Origin of the sequence: Nocardia sp. NPDC127606, from assembly GCF_042671725.1 — a bacterium.
Lineage (GTDB): Bacteria > Actinomycetota > Actinomycetes > Mycobacteriales > Mycobacteriaceae > Nocardia.
The window spans coordinates 82,174-99,016 of sequence record NZ_JBHXWQ010000011.1 but is presented as its reverse complement, the minus strand read 5'-3'; the positions used below and the strand labels follow the sequence as shown (position 1 = coordinate 99,016).

The 16,843-nt window shown below is 67.6% G+C and carries 16 protein-coding genes; 10 read left to right on the top strand and 6 right to left on the bottom strand.

Annotation, left to right across the window (positions count from 1 at the left end):
- Positions 1-61 precede the first annotated feature (61 nt).
- Positions 62-1,207 carry a beta-ketoacyl synthase N-terminal-like domain-containing protein gene (locus tag ACFVJ5_RS32755; protein WP_379226400.1) on the top strand — a complete coding sequence of 382 codons (1,146 nt, stop codon included), beginning with the start codon at positions 62-64 and terminating at the stop codon, positions 1,205-1,207.
- A gap of 1 nt (position 1,208) precedes the next feature.
- On the opposite strand, the gene ACFVJ5_RS32750 is transcribed toward ACFVJ5_RS32755, so the two are convergent.
- Positions 1,209-3,032 (bottom strand): GAF domain-containing protein, encoded by a 1,824-nt coding sequence (locus ACFVJ5_RS32750; protein WP_379226181.1) that lies wholly within the window; start codon positions 3,030-3,032, stop codon positions 1,209-1,211.
- 139 nt (positions 3,033-3,171) lie between these two features.
- Between ACFVJ5_RS32750 and ACFVJ5_RS32745 the strand changes: the two genes are divergently transcribed.
- On the top strand, positions 3,172-3,954 hold the full coding sequence (locus ACFVJ5_RS32745; protein WP_379226179.1) for a sigma 54 modulation/S30EA ribosomal C-terminal domain-containing protein: 783 nt from the start codon (positions 3,172-3,174) through the stop codon (positions 3,952-3,954).
- A 4-nt stretch (positions 3,955-3,958) separates the two neighbouring features.
- Here ACFVJ5_RS32745 and ACFVJ5_RS32740 read toward each other — a convergent pair whose 3' ends face one another.
- Entirely contained in the window at positions 3,959-4,591 is a 633-nt protein-coding gene (locus ACFVJ5_RS32740; protein ID WP_056824462.1) for a response regulator transcription factor, read from the bottom strand.
- 229 nt (positions 4,592-4,820) lie between these two features.
- On the opposite strand from ACFVJ5_RS32740, the gene uvrA reads away from it, so the two are divergent.
- Positions 4,821-7,796 (top strand): excinuclease ABC subunit UvrA, encoded by a 2,976-nt coding sequence (gene uvrA, locus ACFVJ5_RS32735; protein ID WP_379226176.1) that lies wholly within the window; start codon positions 4,821-4,823, stop codon positions 7,794-7,796.
- 467 nt (positions 7,797-8,263) lie between these two features.
- Here the strand turns inward: uvrA and ACFVJ5_RS32730 are convergent, their stop codons facing one another.
- Entirely contained in the window at positions 8,264-8,605 is a 342-nt protein-coding gene (locus ACFVJ5_RS32730) for a DUF1844 domain-containing protein (RefSeq protein ID WP_378637057.1), read from the bottom strand.
- 334 nt (positions 8,606-8,939) lie between these two features.
- On the opposite strand from ACFVJ5_RS32730, the gene infC reads away from it, so the two are divergent.
- The 4 genes from infC (at position 8,940) to ACFVJ5_RS32710 (ending at position 11,234) form a co-directional block, all read left to right on the top strand.
- A complete protein-coding gene (gene infC / locus ACFVJ5_RS32725; RefSeq protein ID WP_378661560.1) occupies positions 8,940-9,671 on the top strand; it encodes a translation initiation factor IF-3 in 732 nt (243 codons plus the stop codon).
- Positions 9,672-9,701: 30 nt separating this feature from the next.
- Entirely contained in the window at positions 9,702-9,899 is a 198-nt protein-coding gene (gene rpmI, locus ACFVJ5_RS32720) for a 50S ribosomal protein L35 (protein WP_056824456.1), read from the top strand.
- A gap of 115 nt (positions 9,900-10,014) precedes the next feature.
- Positions 10,015-10,401 carry a 50S ribosomal protein L20 gene (rplT, locus tag ACFVJ5_RS32715; RefSeq protein WP_019046423.1) on the top strand — a complete coding sequence of 129 codons (387 nt, stop codon included), beginning with the start codon at positions 10,015-10,017 and terminating at the stop codon, positions 10,399-10,401.
- A 35-nt stretch (positions 10,402-10,436) separates the two neighbouring features.
- Positions 10,437-11,234 (top strand): TrmH family RNA methyltransferase, encoded by a 798-nt coding sequence (locus ACFVJ5_RS32710; protein ID WP_378661524.1) that lies wholly within the window; start codon positions 10,437-10,439, stop codon positions 11,232-11,234.
- 3 nt (positions 11,235-11,237) lie between these two features.
- Here ACFVJ5_RS32710 and ACFVJ5_RS32705 read toward each other — a convergent pair whose 3' ends face one another.
- A complete protein-coding gene (locus tag ACFVJ5_RS32705) occupies positions 11,238-11,726 on the bottom strand; it encodes a MarR family winged helix-turn-helix transcriptional regulator (protein ID WP_379226173.1) in 489 nt (162 codons plus the stop codon).
- Between the two features lie 95 nt (positions 11,727-11,821).
- On the opposite strand from ACFVJ5_RS32705, the gene ACFVJ5_RS32700 reads away from it, so the two are divergent.
- Positions 11,822-12,688 (top strand): NmrA/HSCARG family protein, encoded by an 867-nt coding sequence (locus ACFVJ5_RS32700; RefSeq protein ID WP_379226171.1) that lies wholly within the window; start codon positions 11,822-11,824, stop codon positions 12,686-12,688.
- A gap of 6 nt (positions 12,689-12,694) precedes the next feature.
- Here the strand turns inward: ACFVJ5_RS32700 and ACFVJ5_RS32695 are convergent, their stop codons facing one another.
- Positions 12,695-13,267, bottom strand: a complete 573-nt coding sequence (locus ACFVJ5_RS32695; protein ID WP_379226170.1) for a TetR/AcrR family transcriptional regulator — start codon at positions 13,265-13,267, stop codon at positions 12,695-12,697.
- Positions 13,268-13,369: 102 nt separating this feature from the next.
- Here ACFVJ5_RS32695 and ACFVJ5_RS32690 point away from each other — a divergent pair, with 102 nt between their 5' ends.
- Positions 13,370-14,803: a DHA2 family efflux MFS transporter permease subunit gene (locus ACFVJ5_RS32690; RefSeq protein ID WP_379226169.1), complete on the top strand. Its 1,434-nt coding sequence runs from the start codon at positions 13,370-13,372 to the stop codon at positions 14,801-14,803.
- Here the strand turns inward: ACFVJ5_RS32690 and ACFVJ5_RS32685 are convergent.
- On the bottom strand, positions 14,788-15,252 hold the full coding sequence (locus ACFVJ5_RS32685; protein ID WP_379226168.1) for a hypothetical protein: 465 nt from the start codon (positions 15,250-15,252) through the stop codon (positions 14,788-14,790). The two genes, ACFVJ5_RS32690 and ACFVJ5_RS32685, sit on opposite strands and share 16 nt — an antisense overlap.
- Positions 15,253-15,781: 529 nt before the next feature.
- On the opposite strand from ACFVJ5_RS32685, the gene pheS reads away from it, so the two are divergent.
- On the top strand, positions 15,782-16,843 hold the full coding sequence (gene pheS / locus ACFVJ5_RS32680) for a phenylalanine--tRNA ligase subunit alpha (protein WP_067457595.1): 1,062 nt from the start codon (positions 15,782-15,784) through the stop codon (positions 16,841-16,843).

Here is a 16,843-nt window from a genome sequence, read left to right as displayed (position 1 = left end):
CGCGAGGAGCGATGTGACACTGGATGTGCTCACGGGCGGCATGACCCACCGCCTCGATTCTATGTCGATCGCCGGCATAGGTGTTGTCTCCGGTTACGGATGGGGTCGCGAATTCCTGTGGCAGGGATTGTTGGGGTGCAAACCGGCTGCCCGTTTGTACCCCGGTTACGGGCCCGGACGTGATCAGCAGGCCTGGGTCGGGCTGATTCCCGGCGGTGGTGACCCGGCGTACGGAACCGGTCTGTTCGGGCGTGCCGTGTTCGCCGCGGCCGCCGAGGCGATCGCCGATGCGCAGGAACGCGGGTGGCGTCGGGAGGGACGCACCGTCGGCCTCGTCCACGCGTTCACCTTGGGCGATGTCGCCGATTGGCGCGATTTCTACCGTCGGGACGAGGGCCACCGGCGCTCGCGCGACTATCTGCGGATGCTGCCGTCGACACCCATCTCGGTGGTGATGCAGGAGTTCGGTTTCCACGGGCCCGCGATGAACGTGTCGGCGGCGTGCAGTTCGGGCAATGCCGCCCTGCTGACGGCGAAGATGTGGCGTGACGCGGGCCTGGTCGACGATGTGTTGTGCATCACCACCGACCTGTCGGCCACCCCGGACATGCTCGAACATTTCGTCGGTCTCGGCGCCGCGATCGCCGATGCCGACCCGTTCACCGCCTGCAGGCCCTTTCAGGAGGGCACCCTCGGCTTCACCATGGCCGAGGCGTCGGTGGCGCTGCTGCTCACCGACGCGGTCGAGCAGCCCTATGCGCGACTGCTCGGAGGCGCGATGACCAACGACGCCTTCCACGTCGTCTCGGTCGATCCCGGCCACGCCCAGATCATCGCCTGCGTCCGGCGCGCACTGGCCGACGCCGGGATCGATGCCGGCGACTTGGCGTACTACAACGCGCACGGTACCGGGACCAGACAGTGCGATGCCGCCGAACGCGACGTGCTGAGCACCGTTTTCGACGACCGGCCCGCCATCGCCGCGCTCAAACCGCTCACCGGGCACTGTCAGGGCGCCTGCGCGGCGGTCGAAGTCGCCGCGATCGCCCTGTCCTACGAGCGCGGTACCGTCGCGTCGGCGCCGATCGTGGCGCCCGCGCACCCGCGACTGCTCAACGGCCCGACCCCGCTGCTCGACGGTCCGACGCTGAAACTGTCGATGGGAATGGGCGGCAACAACGCCGCCGTGGTCCTGGCCCCGGCCTGACTCAATCCTCGCCCGTCTCGGGTCCGGCGGCGAGGGCGAACCCGCCGGTCGTCGGCGCGTCCTGGGGCAGTGGCACCGCCCAGCGCAGCTGCGTGCCCGACATCTCGGGGTGGTTGCCGTCGGCGTCGGGGCGTTTGGCCGGACCGACCTCGAAGTTCCCGCCCGCCTCCTGCGCGCGCTGCTCGAGATTGCGCAGCCCGCTGCGGATGACGTGGTTCGGAATGCCCCAGCCGTTGTCGGACACCGTGATCACCAGATCGTCGGCCACCTCGATCACGATGGCGACGGTGTCGGCGCCGGAATGGCGCACCGCGTTGCTCACCGCCTCGCGCACCACCGCCTCGGCGTGGTCGGCCAACTGCGGATCGAGGACCGACAGCGGGCCCGACACCTGGATCGTCGCGCGCAGGGCGATGTCGGAGGTCTGGCGCCGGATCGCCACCTCGAGGCGCTGCTGCAGCCCTTCGCTGTGGCCGGAGCCGCTGGCGTGCAGATCGAAGATGGAGGTGCGGATCTCCTGCACCACTTCCTGCAGATCCATGATCACCGTCGAAAGCCGTTGCCGCACTTCGGGAACCACTGCCTTGGGCAGAGTTGCCTGCACGGTGAGGCCGATCGCGAACAGTCGCTGGATCACATGGTCGTGCAGGTCGCGCGCGATCCGATCGCGGTCGGCGACGAGGTCGAGTTCGCGCATCCGCTGCTGCGCGTCGGCCAGCCGCACCGCCAGCGCGGCCTGATCGCAGAATGCCGCCGTCAGCTCGAGCATCTCGTCGGAGTACGGCGCGAAACCCGGCGGCCGGAACGTCACCAGGACGCCGAGGGTGGCATCGGGCGTGCACAGCGGCAGCACGAGAGCCGGTCCGGCGCCGGGCAATTCGGCCACGGGGAACTCGACGCCCAGCGTCACCTTCGACACGTCGTCGAAGCGCAGCGGCGTCCGTCTGCTGAACGCGTCGCCCACCACCGTCCCCGCGATCGGGATGGTCTGCCAGTCCTGGCCCGCGTCGGGACCGGTCCACTGAGTGACCACCAATTCGCTGATCTCGCCGGGCAATTCGTCGGGCACCGGCACCGAGGCGAGGAACGCCTGATGCGATCCGGTGAGCCCGCGCGCGTGATCGACCACATGACCGAGCACCCGATCGGATTCGGTACCGGCCAGGAATTCCGTCGCGATATCGCGGGTCGCCTCGATCCACGCCTGCCTGGTGCGTGCCTGCTCGTAGAGTCGCGCGTTGTCGACCGCGATGCCCGCGGCGGCCGCCAGCGCCAGCACCAGGACTTCGTCTTCCTCGGTGAACGGCTGACCGTCGGACTTCTCGGTCAGATACAGACTGCCGAACACCTCGTCCCGAATGCGTACGGGCACACCGAGGAACGTGTGCATCGGCGGGTGTCCCGCCGGAAAGCCGATCGAGGATTCGTGCTGGGTGAGATCGGCCAGCCGCAGCGGCGCCTTGTGCGCGAACACCGCGCCGAGTACGCCGTGGCCCGCGGGTAATCGCTCGATCCGGTCGCGGATCTGATCCGGCATGCCCTCGTCGATGAACTGCGCGACCTGCTGATCGTGGCCGCGAACCGCCAGCGCGCCGTAGCGGGCGTCGACCAGGTTCATCGCGGTCCGCACGATGGTGCGCAGGGTTTCGTCCAGGTCGAGACCCGCGGTGACGGTGAGCATGGCCTCGACGAGGCCGTCCATCCGATCCCGAGAACCGATCATCACTTCGACCCGATCGGCGACCTCGCCGAGCAGGCTGCGCAACATCTGCCGCGACACCGTCTGGTCAGCCGAATAGCGGCCGCCCCGACCGTCGTTCGCCATCGCAGTACCCCGTCTTCGCAGCTCCTCGAGTGAGTCGAATCAAAGTCTAGTCCGCAATGAGGGGACTTTCGGCCCTTCACTCGCACCGGCGGTAGTGGTGGCATTGGGCACCGGGAATTGGGATCGAGAAGTGGGGCACATGATGAATTCGTTGTCGAGCACCCAGCACTGGACGACCGCCGCGGACCCGGAGCTCGCCGTGACCACGCGTGGCGAAGTGCCGGCCCAGGACGTCACCCGTGCTGTTCGCGCCATCACCCGCGTGATGCGCAGGCATCATCTCGACAGTCCGGCCAGGGTGCGTGTCACCGCGCCGAAGGGGTACGACGAGCCGACCCTGGTGCAGGCCAACATCCGTACCAACGACACCTTCACCCGTGTCCAGGTCACCGGCCCCGGCGGTTTCGCGGTCACCTTCGCCGCCGAACGGCTCGACCGTCAGCTCGCCCGCCGCGCGGGCAAGGAAGCGCGCGGCGCGTGGCCCGACCCGGCCCGTCGTCCGCTGGCGCAGATCACCGAGACGCGGCCGATCATCCGCCGCAAGGACTGCGCCCTGATGACCGGCACGCCGCTGGAAGCCAGCACCGTCCTGGACGCGATGGATTACGACGCCTACCTGTTCACCGACGCCGATACCGGCGAGGACGCCATCGTCACGTGGGCCGACCCGCACGGCGTCGCGCTGGCCAGGCAGCGGCTCACCGCCGCGGCGGACTCCTCGGCCGAGCTGCCGTTGACCGCGAGCGCGATGCCCGTCCGGGTGGTGCAGGACGCGGCTCCCGTCTTCGCCGAGGACGAGGCCTCCGACGCGCTGTGCGCCGCCGGGCTGCCCTACCTGTTCTTCACCGACAGCCACACCGGCCGCGGCAACCTGCTCTACCGCCGCTACGACGGGGACCTCACCATCGTCGTCCCGTCCTGAGCCGTCAGGGCTCGCGGAGTTTGGTCGCCAGGACGGCGGCCTGGGTGCGCCGTTCGACACCCAGTTTCGCCAGCAGTCGCGAGACGTAGTTCTTGACCGTCTTCTCGGCGAGGAACATGCGCGCGGCGATCTGCCGGTTGGTCAGGCCCTCGCCGAGCAGTTCGAGTAGTCGGCGTTCCTGGTCGGTGAGCCCGGCCAGTGGCCCGGACGGTTCGGCGCTGCGGCGCAGCCGGGCGCGCAGGGCGTCGGCGGCGCGGGTGTCGAGCAGCGAGTGGCCCGCTCCCACCTGCTTGATCGCGTCGGCCAGTTTCATCCCGTCGATGTTCTTCACCACATACCCGCTGGCGCCGGCCAGGATGGCGTCGAGCATGGCGTGCTCGTCGGAGAACGAGGTCAGGATCAAGCAGTGCAGGTCGTCGAACTCGGCCAGCAGGTTGCGGCACAGCTCGATGCCGTTGCCGTCGGGTAACCGCACGTCGAGGACCGCCACATCGGGGCGCGCCTCGCGGATGCGCACCATCGCCTCGGCGACACCGCCTGCCTGACCGATCACAGTGAGTTCTGGATCACCTTCCAGCAGGTCGATCAATCCGCGCCGCACGATCTCGTGGTCGTCGACCAGGAACACCTCGAGCACGCCGGCTCCTTCATCATGTCGAACGATCCACCCTTGTGGTCCAACATAATCCGCGTATCCCGGTTGTGGGGCGGGGTCGGCGAACGAGGTTCGTCACGCCCCCTGCGCAGAATGCCTCGTCCAGGGGTCGGCTCGCTCGCGCACCGAAACTTGTCGGACCCCCGGCCTAGCATTGACGACGGGGGAATATGTCCGGTCGGCGGATGACGATGGAGAAGGGATTCACCAGGTGGCGGAACGCCTCACTGTGCGCGGAGCTCGGGAACACAACCTGAAAGGTGTAGACCTGGATTTGCCGCGCGACAGCCTGATCGTGTTCACCGGTCTGTCCGGTTCCGGAAAGTCGAGCTTGGCGTTCGACACGATCTTCGCCGAGGGACAGCGTCGCTACGTCGAATCGCTGTCGGCCTACGCGCGCCAGTTCCTCGGGCAGATGGACAAGCCGGATGTCGACTTCATCGAGGGGCTCTCGCCCGCGGTGTCGATCGACCAGAAGTCGACCAACCGCAACCCGCGGTCCACGGTCGGCACCATCACCGAGGTCTACGACTACCTGCGCCTGCTCTACGCCCGCGCGGGCACGCCGCACTGCCCGGTCTGCCACGAGCTGATCGAAAAGCAGAGCCCGCAGCAGATCGTCGACCAGGTACTCGCCATGGACGACGGGCTCAAGTTCCAGGTGCTGGCGCCCGTGGTGCGCACCCGCAAGGGCGAGTTCGTCGACCTGTTCGACCAGCTCAAGACCCAGGGTTACTCGCGCGTGCGGGTCGACGGCGTGGTGTATCCGCTCACCGATCCGCCGAAGCTGAAGAAGCAGGAGAAGCACGACGTCGAGGTGGTCGTCGACCGTCTCTCGGTCAAGGCCGCCTCCAAGCAGCGCCTCACCGACTCGATCGAGACCGCGCTGCGGCTGGCCGACGGCATCGTGGTGCTCGATTTCGTCGACCGCGACGAGCACGCTCACGACCGGGAGCGCCGTTTCTCCGAACGCCTGGCCTGCCCCAACGGCCACCCCCTCGACATCGAAGACCTCGAGCCCCGCTCGTTCTCCTTCAACTCGCCCTACGGCGCCTGCCCCGATTGCACCGGCCTCGGCATCCGCAAGGAAGTCGACCCGGAACTCGTGGTGCCCGACCCGGACCTGAGCCTGGCCGAGGGCGCGATCGCGCCGTGGTCGCGCGGGCAGACCGCCGAGTACTTCAACCGGTTGCTGTCCGGCCTGGCCGAGGCGGTCGGTTTCTCGATGGACACCCCGTGGCGCGATCTGCCCGTCAAGGCCCGCAAGGCGGTGCTGGAAGGCAGCTCCGACCAGGTGCACGTGTCCTACACCAACCGCTACGGCCGCAAGCGCTCCTATTACGCCGATTTCGAAGGCGTGATGCCGTTCCTGCAGCGGCGCATGGAGAACACCGAGTCCGAGCAGATGAAAGAGCACTACGACGGGTACATGCGCGATGTGGCGTGCCCGGTCTGCAACGGCTCCCGGTTGCGCCCGGAGATCCTGGCCGTCACTTTGGCCTCGGACGGCACCGACAAGTCGATCGCCGAGGTCAGCGAGCTGTCCATCGGCGACTGCGCGCACTTCCTGAACGCGCTCACGCTGGGGGAGCGCGAGACCGCGATCGCCGGTCAGGTGCTCAAGGAGATCCAGGCCCGGCTCGGCTTCCTGCTCGACGTCGGCCTGGAATACCTGACGTTGTCGCGGGCCGCCGCGACCCTGTCCGGCGGTGAGGCCCAACGCATCCGGCTGGCCACCCAGATCGGTTCCGGTCTGGTCGGTGTCCTCTATGTCCTCGACGAGCCGTCGATCGGTCTGCACCAGCGCGACAACCGCAGGCTCATCGAGACGCTGCTGCGGTTGAAGAAGCTGGGCAACACGCTGATCGTCGTCGAGCACGACGAGGACACCATCCGCGCCTCGGACTGGGTGGTCGACATCGGCCCCCTCGCGGGCGAGCACGGTGGTCGCGTGGTGCACAGCGGTCCCTATGAGGAGCTGTTGACCGAGCCCGAATCGCTCACCGGCGCTTACCTTTCCGGCCGCGAGCAGATCGAGCTGCCGCTGGTGCGGCGCGCGATCGACAAGAAGCGCAAGCTCACCGTCGTCGGCGCCACCGAACACAACTTGCAGAATGTCGACGTGGCGTTCCCGCTGGGTGTGCTCACCGCGGTCACCGGTGTCTCCGGTTCGGGCAAGTCGACCCTGGTCAACGACATCCTGGCCACCGTCCTGGCGAACAAGCTCAACGGCGCCCGCCAGGTGCCGGGTCGGCACACCAGGATCAACGGTCTCGACAACCTCGACAAGCTGGTGCAGGTCGATCAGTCGCCGATCGGCCGCACTCCGCGCTCGAACCCGGCCACCTACACGGGCGTCTTCGACAAGATCCGCACCCTGTTCGCCTCCACCACCGAGGCGAAGGTGCGCGGCTACCAGCCCGGGCGGTTCTCGTTCAACGTCAAGGGCGGCCGCTGCGAAGCCTGCTCGGGCGACGGCACGCTCAAGATCGAGATGAACTTCCTGCCCGATGTGTACGTCCCGTGCGAGGTCTGCCACGGCGCTCGGTACAACAGGGAAACCCTCGAGGTGCACTACAAGGGCAAGACCATCGCCGAAGTCCTCGACATGCCGATCGACGAGGCGGCCGACTTCTTCGAGGCGATCACCTCGATCCACCGCTATCTCAAGACACTCGTCGAGGTCGGCCTGGGTTACGTGCGTCTGGGCCAGAGCGCGCCGACCCTGTCCGGCGGTGAGGCGCAGCGGGTGAAGCTGGCCGCCGAACTGCAGAAGCGGTCGATGGGGCGGACGGTCTACATCCTCGACGAGCCGACCACCGGCCTGCACTTCGAAGACATCCGCAAGCTGCTCAAGGTGATCAACGGACTGGTCGACAAGGGCAACACCGTGATCGTCATCGAGCACAACCTCGACGTCATCAAGACCGCCGACTGGGTCATCGACATGGGCCCCGAGGGCGGTTCGGGCGGCGGTACCGTGGTCGCCACCGGCACGCCGGAGGACATCGCCGGGGTGTCGGACAGCTATACCGGTCAGTTCCTCAAGGAGGTGCTGGCAGCGCCCGCGCCGAAGAAGCCCGCCGCGAAGAAGGCGGCCGAGAAAGCTGCCCCCGCGGCGAAGAAGGCTTCGGCGGAGACGACCGCGGCCAAGCGATTGGCGCGAAAGGCGGCCGCGCTGCGCTGAGCCGGGCTACGGTCCTCTCGAGACGTTCCGGCAGGGACTTTCCGAAAGCGCCACGAAGTGAAACAGCCGTGGGTAACATTCGCCTCACCGTCCCCGGAATGCCGGGTAGTAGCGGTTTGTCGACGGCTCGATCGTCGTGTAGTTCGAAAGGAACGTCCTCATGGATGAAGCCACCACGGCGCTCATCGCCCAGATTCTCGGTTTCCTCGCCGGCGGGTCATCGTTGGCTTACGAGCCCACCAAGCCGACCGTCTGACCTGGATTCGAAAGGAACGCCTGTAATGGATACCGGAAGCGCGGCGCTGCTCACCGCACTCGCCAACATGATCTCCTCCGGCTCGGCCGTCTCGGTCACCCCCGGCGGTCCCACTCCGACCCCCGTGGTCTGAGTCGCGACGTTCGCTCGCAGCACAGAAAAAGATCCGCCGACGCAGTGCGTCGGCGGATCTTTTCGTTGCGCGGAACGTTCAGTGCACCGGACCGGTGTACTTCTCGCCCGGTCCCGTGCCCGGCGCGTCCGGTACCGAGGACGCCTCGCGGAACGCGCGCTGCAGCGCCTGCAAACCCTCGCGGATCGGACCCGCGTGCGGGCCGAGGTACTCCACCGATGCCGTGACCAGTCCGGCCAGTGCGGTGATCACCCGGCGCGCCTCGTCGAGGTCGACGCCCGCGCCCGAATCCGGGTTCTCGCCTGCCAGGCCCAGCTTCTCCGCGGCCGAACTCATCAGCATCACGGCGGCCCGGCTGATCACCTCGACAGCGGGGATGTCGGCCAGGTCGCGCACAGGAGGATCGAGCTCGTCAGTCATGCTGATCAGGCTATAGCGAGCCCGATCGCGGTTGCTCGCGCCCGGCCGATTCGGTGATAGCTCAACGCCATGCTAGGCTGTTCGCTGACGACCGCCCCTGGATGTGTCATGCATCCGTGGGGCAGATAAGTGGAGCCCGACTCCCACCGTTACCGGCGAGCCATCGTTCGGATAAACGGTCCCGGTCACCCGCTCATTGTGGTGGGTTTCCCGTGTGCCTGGCACGCGGGGGTCGACAACCGAGCTCGTGAGGGCATCGGCTGTGGGCGATCGGTCGACATCGGGCCCCGTCGCGGAGAAATACCGCAGCGGGGCTTTCGTGTTGAAACAGGGGTTGCAGTTATTGCGTGCGGTCGTTAAGACGACACCGCTTGACCTAGGAGGCCCCATCAGCACTGAGACCCGCATCAACGATCGCATCCGTGTTCCCGAGGTTCGTCTCATCGGACCCGGCGGCGAACAGGTTGGGATCGTGCGTGTTGAAGATGCACTACGCGTCGCGCTCGAAGCCGACCTCGACCTCGTCGAGGTAGCACCCGATGCCCGTCCGCCGGTCTGCAAGATCATGGACTACGGCAAGTTCAAGTACGAGACCGCGCAGAAGGCGCGCGAGTCCCGTAAGAACCAGGTCCAGACCGTGATCAAGGAGCAGAAGCTCCGTCCGAAGATCGACGACCACGACTACGAGACCAAGAAGCGCAACGTGGTTCGCTTCCTCGAAGCCGGGTCCAAGGTCAAGGTCACGATCATGTTCCGCGGTCGTGAGCAGTCGCGTCCCGAACTCGGCTTCCGGTTGCTCCAGCGTCTGGGCTCCGATGTGGCCGATCTCGGGTTCGTCGAGACCTCGGCCAAGCAGGACGGCCGCAACATGACCATGGTCCTCGCTCCCCACAAGGGCGCGAAGACGCGGGTGAAGGCCCAGCAGGACTCTTCGGCGCCGGCGGCGACACGTCAGCCGCTGCCGACCGGTCCCGCGAGTGCAGACCCGGCCGCGCTGGTCGAACCGGCCGCACCGGTCGAGCAGGCCGCGCCTGCCGAGCAGGCTGCGCCGGCCGACCCGCAGTAAAACGATTTCAACGACTAGATAGAGGAATCCATGCCGAAGAACAAGACCCACAGCGGCGCCAAGAAGCGATTCAAGGTGACCGGCCGGGGCAAGCTGCTTCGCGAGCAGGCGAACCGTCGCCACCTCCTGGAGCACAAGTCCTCTCGCCGGACTCGTCGTCTGGAAGGCACGGAGTCCGTCGCTTCCGTCGACGTCCCCCGCGTGAAGCGGCTGCTCGGTCTCGCCTGACCTTCGGGTCAGCTCGACCGTCGCAACCCGACGATTCCGCGGCCGGGATAACCGGACGCCGACAACTACCGAATTCGGGCGCCGCCGCGCCCCCAGATGATCAAGGACTACCAAAGTGGCACGCGTCAAAAGGGCCGTCAACGCTCAGAAGAAGCGCCGTTCCATCCTCGAGGCCTCCAAGGGCTACCGGGGCCAGCGTTCGCGCCTGTACCGCAAGGCCAAGGAACAGCAGCTCCACTCGCTGACCTACGCCTACCGCGACCGCAAGGCGCGCAAGGGTGACTTCCGCAAGCTGTGGATTGCTCGTATCAACGCCGCCGCGCGTCTGAACGACATCACCTACAACCGCTTCATCCAGGGCCTCAAGGCCGCTGGTGTCGAGGTGGACCGCAAGATCCTCGCCGAGCTCGCGGTTTCCGACGCCGAGGCCTTCGCCGGCCTGGTGGCTGTCGCCAAGGCCGCGCTGCCGGCCGACGTCAACGCCCCGGCCACCGCTGCCTGAGCTTGACAACACACAGCAATCTGTCGGAACGACCCGTGGACGCGCTCTCCGAGCGCAATCCGCGGGTCGTTTCCGCTGTCAAGCTCCAGCGCGCGGCCCAGCGCCGCAAGTCCGGCCTTTTCCTCGCCGAGGGGGCCAACGCGGTATCCGCCGCTCTGGAGACCGGCCGCGTCCGGGAGATCTTCTATTCGCTCGCGGCCGCCGGTCGTGAGAACGCGCTGATCGCCGGTGCCACCGCCGACGGCGTCCGCACCACGTTGGTCAGCGATCGTGCCGCCGAACACCTCGGTGAAACCGTCACCGCCCCCGGCCTGGTCGCGGTGTGCGAACTCGTCGACGTGCCGCTCGGTGAGATCCTCGATCGTGGCCCGCGCATGCTCGCCGTCCCCGTGGAGATCGCCGAACCGGGCAACGCGGGCACCCTGATCCGGGTCGCCGATGCGGTCGGCGCCGACGGGGTGGTGCTGGCGGGCGAGACCGTCGACCCGCACAACGGCAAATGCGTGCGCGCCAGCGCGGGCAGCCTCTTCCACGTCCCCGTGGCCCGCAGCCGCGACATCACCGCGACCCTCGATGCGATCTCCGCCGCGGGCGTGACGATCCTCGCGACCGCCGCCCACGGCGAAGTCGACCTCGACGCCGCCGACGACATCCTGCGCGGACCGGTCGCCTGGCTGTTCGGCAACGAGGCCCACGGCCTCGACCCCGCCGTCGCCGCCCGCGCCGATCACCGCATCCGCATTCCCATCCACGGCCGCGCCGAAAGCCTGAATCTGGCTGCGGCAGCGGCTATCTGCCTCTACGCGAGCGCTCGCGTCCAGCACGCGAAGTAGTTCTCACGCCGGTGCGGCCCGGCCCCGGAGATAGTCGATCTGGGTGTGGCTGAGCTGCTCGGCCTTGCGCATGTGTTCGGTGATCACCGCGAGCTCGTCCTCGGTATGGGTGTCGAGCAGCGCCTCCCAGCCCTCGCCGAGGTCGTCCCATACGGCGGTGACGCGGGCGACGCGATCGGGCACGGGGGAGACCAGCACTCGACGGCGGTCCTCGGCGTCGGGTTCGCGCACCACATAGCCGTCGCGTTCGAGCCGGTCGACCAGGCGAGTGGCGGAGCCGGTGGTGAGCCCGGTCATGTCGGCGATCTGTTTGACGGTGAGTGGCTGCGGCTCTGCGGTGAGCAGGCTCAGGCATTGCAGATCGGTGGGGTGGAGGCCCAGATGGTCGGCGACGGCCTGGTTGAACAGGACATACGACGCCATGTACTGCCGCGAGACGCGCGACAATTCCAGATAGCGGGCACGTCGACTCTGCTCTGTAATCCGGATCACATTCCTTATCAGCTGCGCGACGCAGTTAAAACGGATAGATTGCTGCATGGCACAGTTAATGTGCCGCACAGCAAATCATACCGGAGGAAAACATCATGCTCACCATCGCCGTGACCGGCGCCACCGGCGCACAGGGCGGCGCCACCGCTCGCGCCCTGCTCACCATGGGTCACCGCGTCCGCGCGCTCACCCGATTTCCCGACAGCCCCGCCGCCGTGGCGTTGCGCGATCTCGGCGCCGAGATCCACCACGCCGACTTCGACGACCGTGGCTCCCTCGGCGTCGCCCTGGCCGGTGTCGACTCCCTCTTCGCCGTGACCACACCGTTCGGCACCGACACCACCGCCGAAACCCGCCACGGCGTCACCCTCATCGACGCCGCCGGTGCCGCACATGTCGGCCATATCGTCTTCACCTCCGCCGCGCATGCCGACCGCGCCACCGGAATCCCGCACTACGACAGCAAATTCGCGATCGAGGAGCATCTGCGGGCGAGCGGCGTCCCGTGGACCGTCATCGCGCCCGCCGCCTTCATGGACAACTACGCCACCGGCTGGACCCTCGACGGACTTCGAGACGGCACCTTCGCGTGGCCGATGCCCGCCGATCGGCCGCTCACGCTGATCTGTGCCGAGGATATCGGCGCCTTCGCCGCGCTCGCCCTCGATCGCCGCGCCGAGTTCGCGGGTCGCCGCATCGATATCGCCGCCGACGAACTCACCCCGGATCGACTCGCCGCCGCCCTGGCTGTCGCCCTCGACCGTCCGATCGCGCACCACGAAGTCCCGCTCGACTACGTTCGCGGCCACTCCGAGGATCTGGCCGCCATGTTCGATTACTTCGCCACTGTCGGCCTCGACGTCGATGTCAGCGGTCTGCGTCGTGAGTACCCCGACGTCGCCTGGCATTCGTTCACGGACTGGGCCGAGGCGCAGAACTGGTCCGCGCTGCTCGCGCGCTGACCGGCCTCAGCACGAGGGCGTGGTGGCACTGCGCAGGTCGGTGAGGATTTCGGTGGCCCAGGGGAGTGCGATCGCATCGCTGCCCGCGACCTGCATCGCGGTCATGATGGTGAGCAGCATGCCGGTGGCGACGAAGCGGCGCGATTCCAGTGTGTCGGCGCCGGTGAGTTCGCCGATCAGGCGATAGATGCGCCCGAATCGCTCCCGCATGTGGTCGCCGATCGCGGGATCCGCGCTGGCGGCGGCGCCGTGCAGCAGCACGAGGGGGAGTTCACGTTCGGCCAGGAAGACGTCGAAGCCGTGCCCGAGGGTGCGCAATGCCTCCCCGGTGTCGGCGTCGGGGGCGATCTCGGCGTCGCGGAACACCTGCTCGATGCGCGTGCACACCTCCAGCAGGCAGGCGATGAACAGCTGCTGCTTGGTTCCGAACAGGCGGATCACATAGGGCTGCGACACTCCCGCCAGTCTGGCGATCTCATCGGTTTTCGTTGCGGCATAGCCGGTTTCGGCGAAGGCATAGATCGCGGCTTCGAGCACCTGGGCGCTGCGCTCGGACGCGGTCATCCGGGTTCTCGTCATGGGCGTCGCTGCCTCCTCGTTCGAATGCCTCTTGACATGTTATCAGTCGATGCATAACGATGAGTGGAGAAGTTATCAGTCAATAACAACTAAGGGCTGGGCATGACGCAGACACTCGAATCCGGCGACGCGCGAGCCGCTGTGACGCCACCGAACTCCGGGGCGAAGAACAAGCCGCTCGGCGCGGTGATCGCCGCCGTCGGCATTCCGATGTTCATGGTCACGTTGGACAACCTCGTCGTGACGAACGCCCTCCCGGTGATCAAAACCGAACTGGGAGCGTCACTGACGGACCTGCAGTGGTTCATCAACGCCTACACGCTGTCCTTCGCCGCGCTGCTGCTGTCGGCGTCGGCCCTGGGTGACCGGATCGGCCGTCGCCGCGTCTTCCTGGCCGGAATCGGCATCTTCGTCGTCGCTTCCGCGGCGTGCGCGCTGGCCACCGAGCCGTGGATGCTCATCGCCGCCCGTGCGGTGCAGGGCGTCGGTGGTGCGGCCGTCATGCCGCTGTCGCTGACCCTGCTGGCCGCCGCGGTGCCCACGAAGATGCGCAGCGCCGCGATCGGCATCTGGGGCGGCATCGCGGGCCTTGGCGTCGCGGTCGGGCCGGTCGTGGGCGGTGCGGTGGTCGACGGCCTGAACTGGCAGTGGATCTTCTGGCTCAACGTCCCGATCGGGCTGTTGGCGCTGCCCTTCGCCGCCCGCATGCTGTCCGAATCACGGGGCGCCGCGAGGAAACTCGACTACTTGGGCGTGCTGCTCTCGGCTGGCGGCGTGCTGGCGCTGGTCTGGGGTGTCATCCACGGCGCCGACGACGGCTGGACCGCACCGCAGGTCCTCACCGCGCTGATCGGCGGCGCCGCGCTGCTCGTCGCGTTCGTCGTCTGGGAGACCTATGCCACCGATCCGATGCTCCCGTTGCGCATGTTCGAATCCCGCGGCCTGAGCCTCAGCTTCGTCGTGTCCTTCGGTTTCTCGTCCGGTGTGTTCGGCTCGATCTTCCTGCTCGCCCAGTTCTTCCAGGTGGTCCAGGGCTACTCACCGCTGGAATCGGGTATCCGCACGATGCCGTGGACGATGGTCCCGATGGTCGTCGCACCGCTGGCCGGCCTGATCGTCGACCGCGTCGGCGCCCGCACGCTCATCGCGATCGGCCAGCTCTGCCTGGCCGTCTCCCTCGGCTGGATGGCGATGATCACCACCGCCGACGTCCCCTATCTCGCCTTCGTCGCCCCGTTCGTCCTCGGCGGCATCGGCATGGGCCTCACCTTCGCGCCCTCGTCCACCATCGTGATGGCCAGCGCTTCCCCCGCCGACCAGGGCATGGCATCGGGCATCAGCAGCACCGTTCGCGAAGTGGGCGTCGCCATGGGCATCGCCGTTCTGGCCTCGGTCTTCGCGTCCTACGGCTCCTACACCGACCCGCAGGCCTATGTGGACGGCCTCGTCCCCGCGGTCTGGGTCGGCGCCGCCCTGGTCGCCTGCGCCGCGGTGGTGGCAGCGTTCCTGCCCCGGCACACTCAGCCCGCGGAATAGCCGCTGATCGGTTCCCTGAGCAGGTGGTTGTCGCCGAACGGCACGACAACCACCTGCTCGGCATCGTCGTAGATGATGGTGCCCGGTGCGGCGGAGTCCAACCGCTCCCATCCGACGCCGTGCGCGTCGAGGATCGCGAGGTATCCCTCGACCCGCTCGATCATCGACACCGCGCTCACCTTGAACCACGAGGCGGCACCCGGATGCCGTGCGCGGTCGTACACACCCGGGTCGACGTCACTCGGATTCGTCAGATTCTCGCTGAACCAGTCGTTGCCGTCCCGGCGAAACCGCACCTCCCCGGCACTCAGATGGCCCGCGGCCCACAACCCGTTCACCAGGCCGAACACACCCGGATGTCGACCGTGTCGATTGGGTAGGGCAGCCTGGAATCGAACGTAGGACAGTGCGCCGGCCGACGTGACCCGACGGCCGTTGGGCCCCGTCATCCGACACTGTCCGGGTGCTGGCCCTGCTCGGGAGTCGCCTGCTGTTCGGGCCGGTGCGCGCACCACCCCGCCGCGTGGGGGAACGGACGCCGACCCACCGGCCGAATCCCGAAGCCACACAACGCAAGCCCGCTCCCCGGAGCGGTGAGTCGAGCACGCCGCCCCCGCGGAGACGTCGGATCGCCGGTCTGTTCAGCCATCGAGTCGTCCTGTTCTCGAGTCGAACACGCTGGTGTGTTTGCTCATTTGGACGCGCCCCGACCCCATTCGGTTCCCTCGATCTCCCGCCGATTTCCGACGGCCCCGAGATGCGGCGGGTGGTCAGGGGCAACACTGACGAAACTGCGCAGATCTTCGTCCTGACCTGGACCGGTCAGTCCCCATCGAGACCCCGCCGACCTGCACTGATCGCGCCGCGAGTAATCCGGATGAATCGCGTCAACCCCATCCCATAGGATTTACGCAGCACCGATGCGGGATGGCAATGACGCGCCCGCGAACCGATCCCCAGGGGAGAGTCGAGAAGATCGTGGCCGACGACAACAGTGGAGTCGAGCAAAACGCCTCTTTGACCGAGGAGGCACTCGCGGCAGCGGCGGCGGAGGCCGAGAAGGCGTTTGCCGCGGCGGCTGATCTGGACGCGCTGGCGGTCGCCAAGACCGACTTCATCGGCGGTAAGTCGCCGATCGCGCTCGCGCAGCGTGGGCTGGGCAGTGTGCCCAAGGAGGAGAAGGCCGAGGCCGGTAAGCGGGTCAACGTCGCGCGTAAGCGGGTGTCGGACGCGTTCGAGGCGCGCCGTGCCGCGCTCTTGGCGGAGCGCGATCAGGCGGTGCTCATCTCCGAGAAGATCGACGTCACGCTGCCCGCCCGTCGTCGGCCCGTGGGCGCCCGGCACCCGATCACCGTCATCTCCGAGCAGATCGCCGACTTCTTCGTCGGGATGGGCTGGGAGGTCGCCGAGGGTCCCGAGGTGGAGACCGAGCACTTCAACTTCGACGCGCTGAACTTCCTGCCCGATCACCCGGCGCGCACCATGCAGGACACCTTCCACATCGCCCCGGAGGGTTCGCGCCAGGTGCTGCGCACGCACACCTCCCCGGTACAGGTGCGGTCCATGCTCGAGCGCGAGGTGCCGATCTATGTCGCGTGCCCCGGTCGCACCTTCCGCACCGACGAGCTCGACGCCACCCACACCCCGGTGTTCTCCCAGGTGGAGGGTCTGGCGATCGACAAGGGCCTGACCATGGCGCACCTGCGCGGTGTCCTCGACGCGTTCGCGCAGGCCATGTTCGGCCCCGAGACCCGTACGCGCATGCGTCCGAACTACTTCCCCTTCACCGAGCCGTCGGCCGAGGTCGACGTGTGGTTCCCGAACAAGAAGGGCGGCGCGGGCTGGATCGAGTGGGGCGGCTGCGGCATGGTCAACCCGAAGGTCCTGATCGCCAGCGGCATCGATCCCGAGGTGTATTCCGGGTTCGCGTTCGGCATGGGCATGGAGCGCACCCTGCAGTTCCAGACCACCATCGCCGACATGCGCGACATCGTCGAGGGTGACGTGCGGTTCACCCTGCCCTTCGGTATCCGGTCTTAG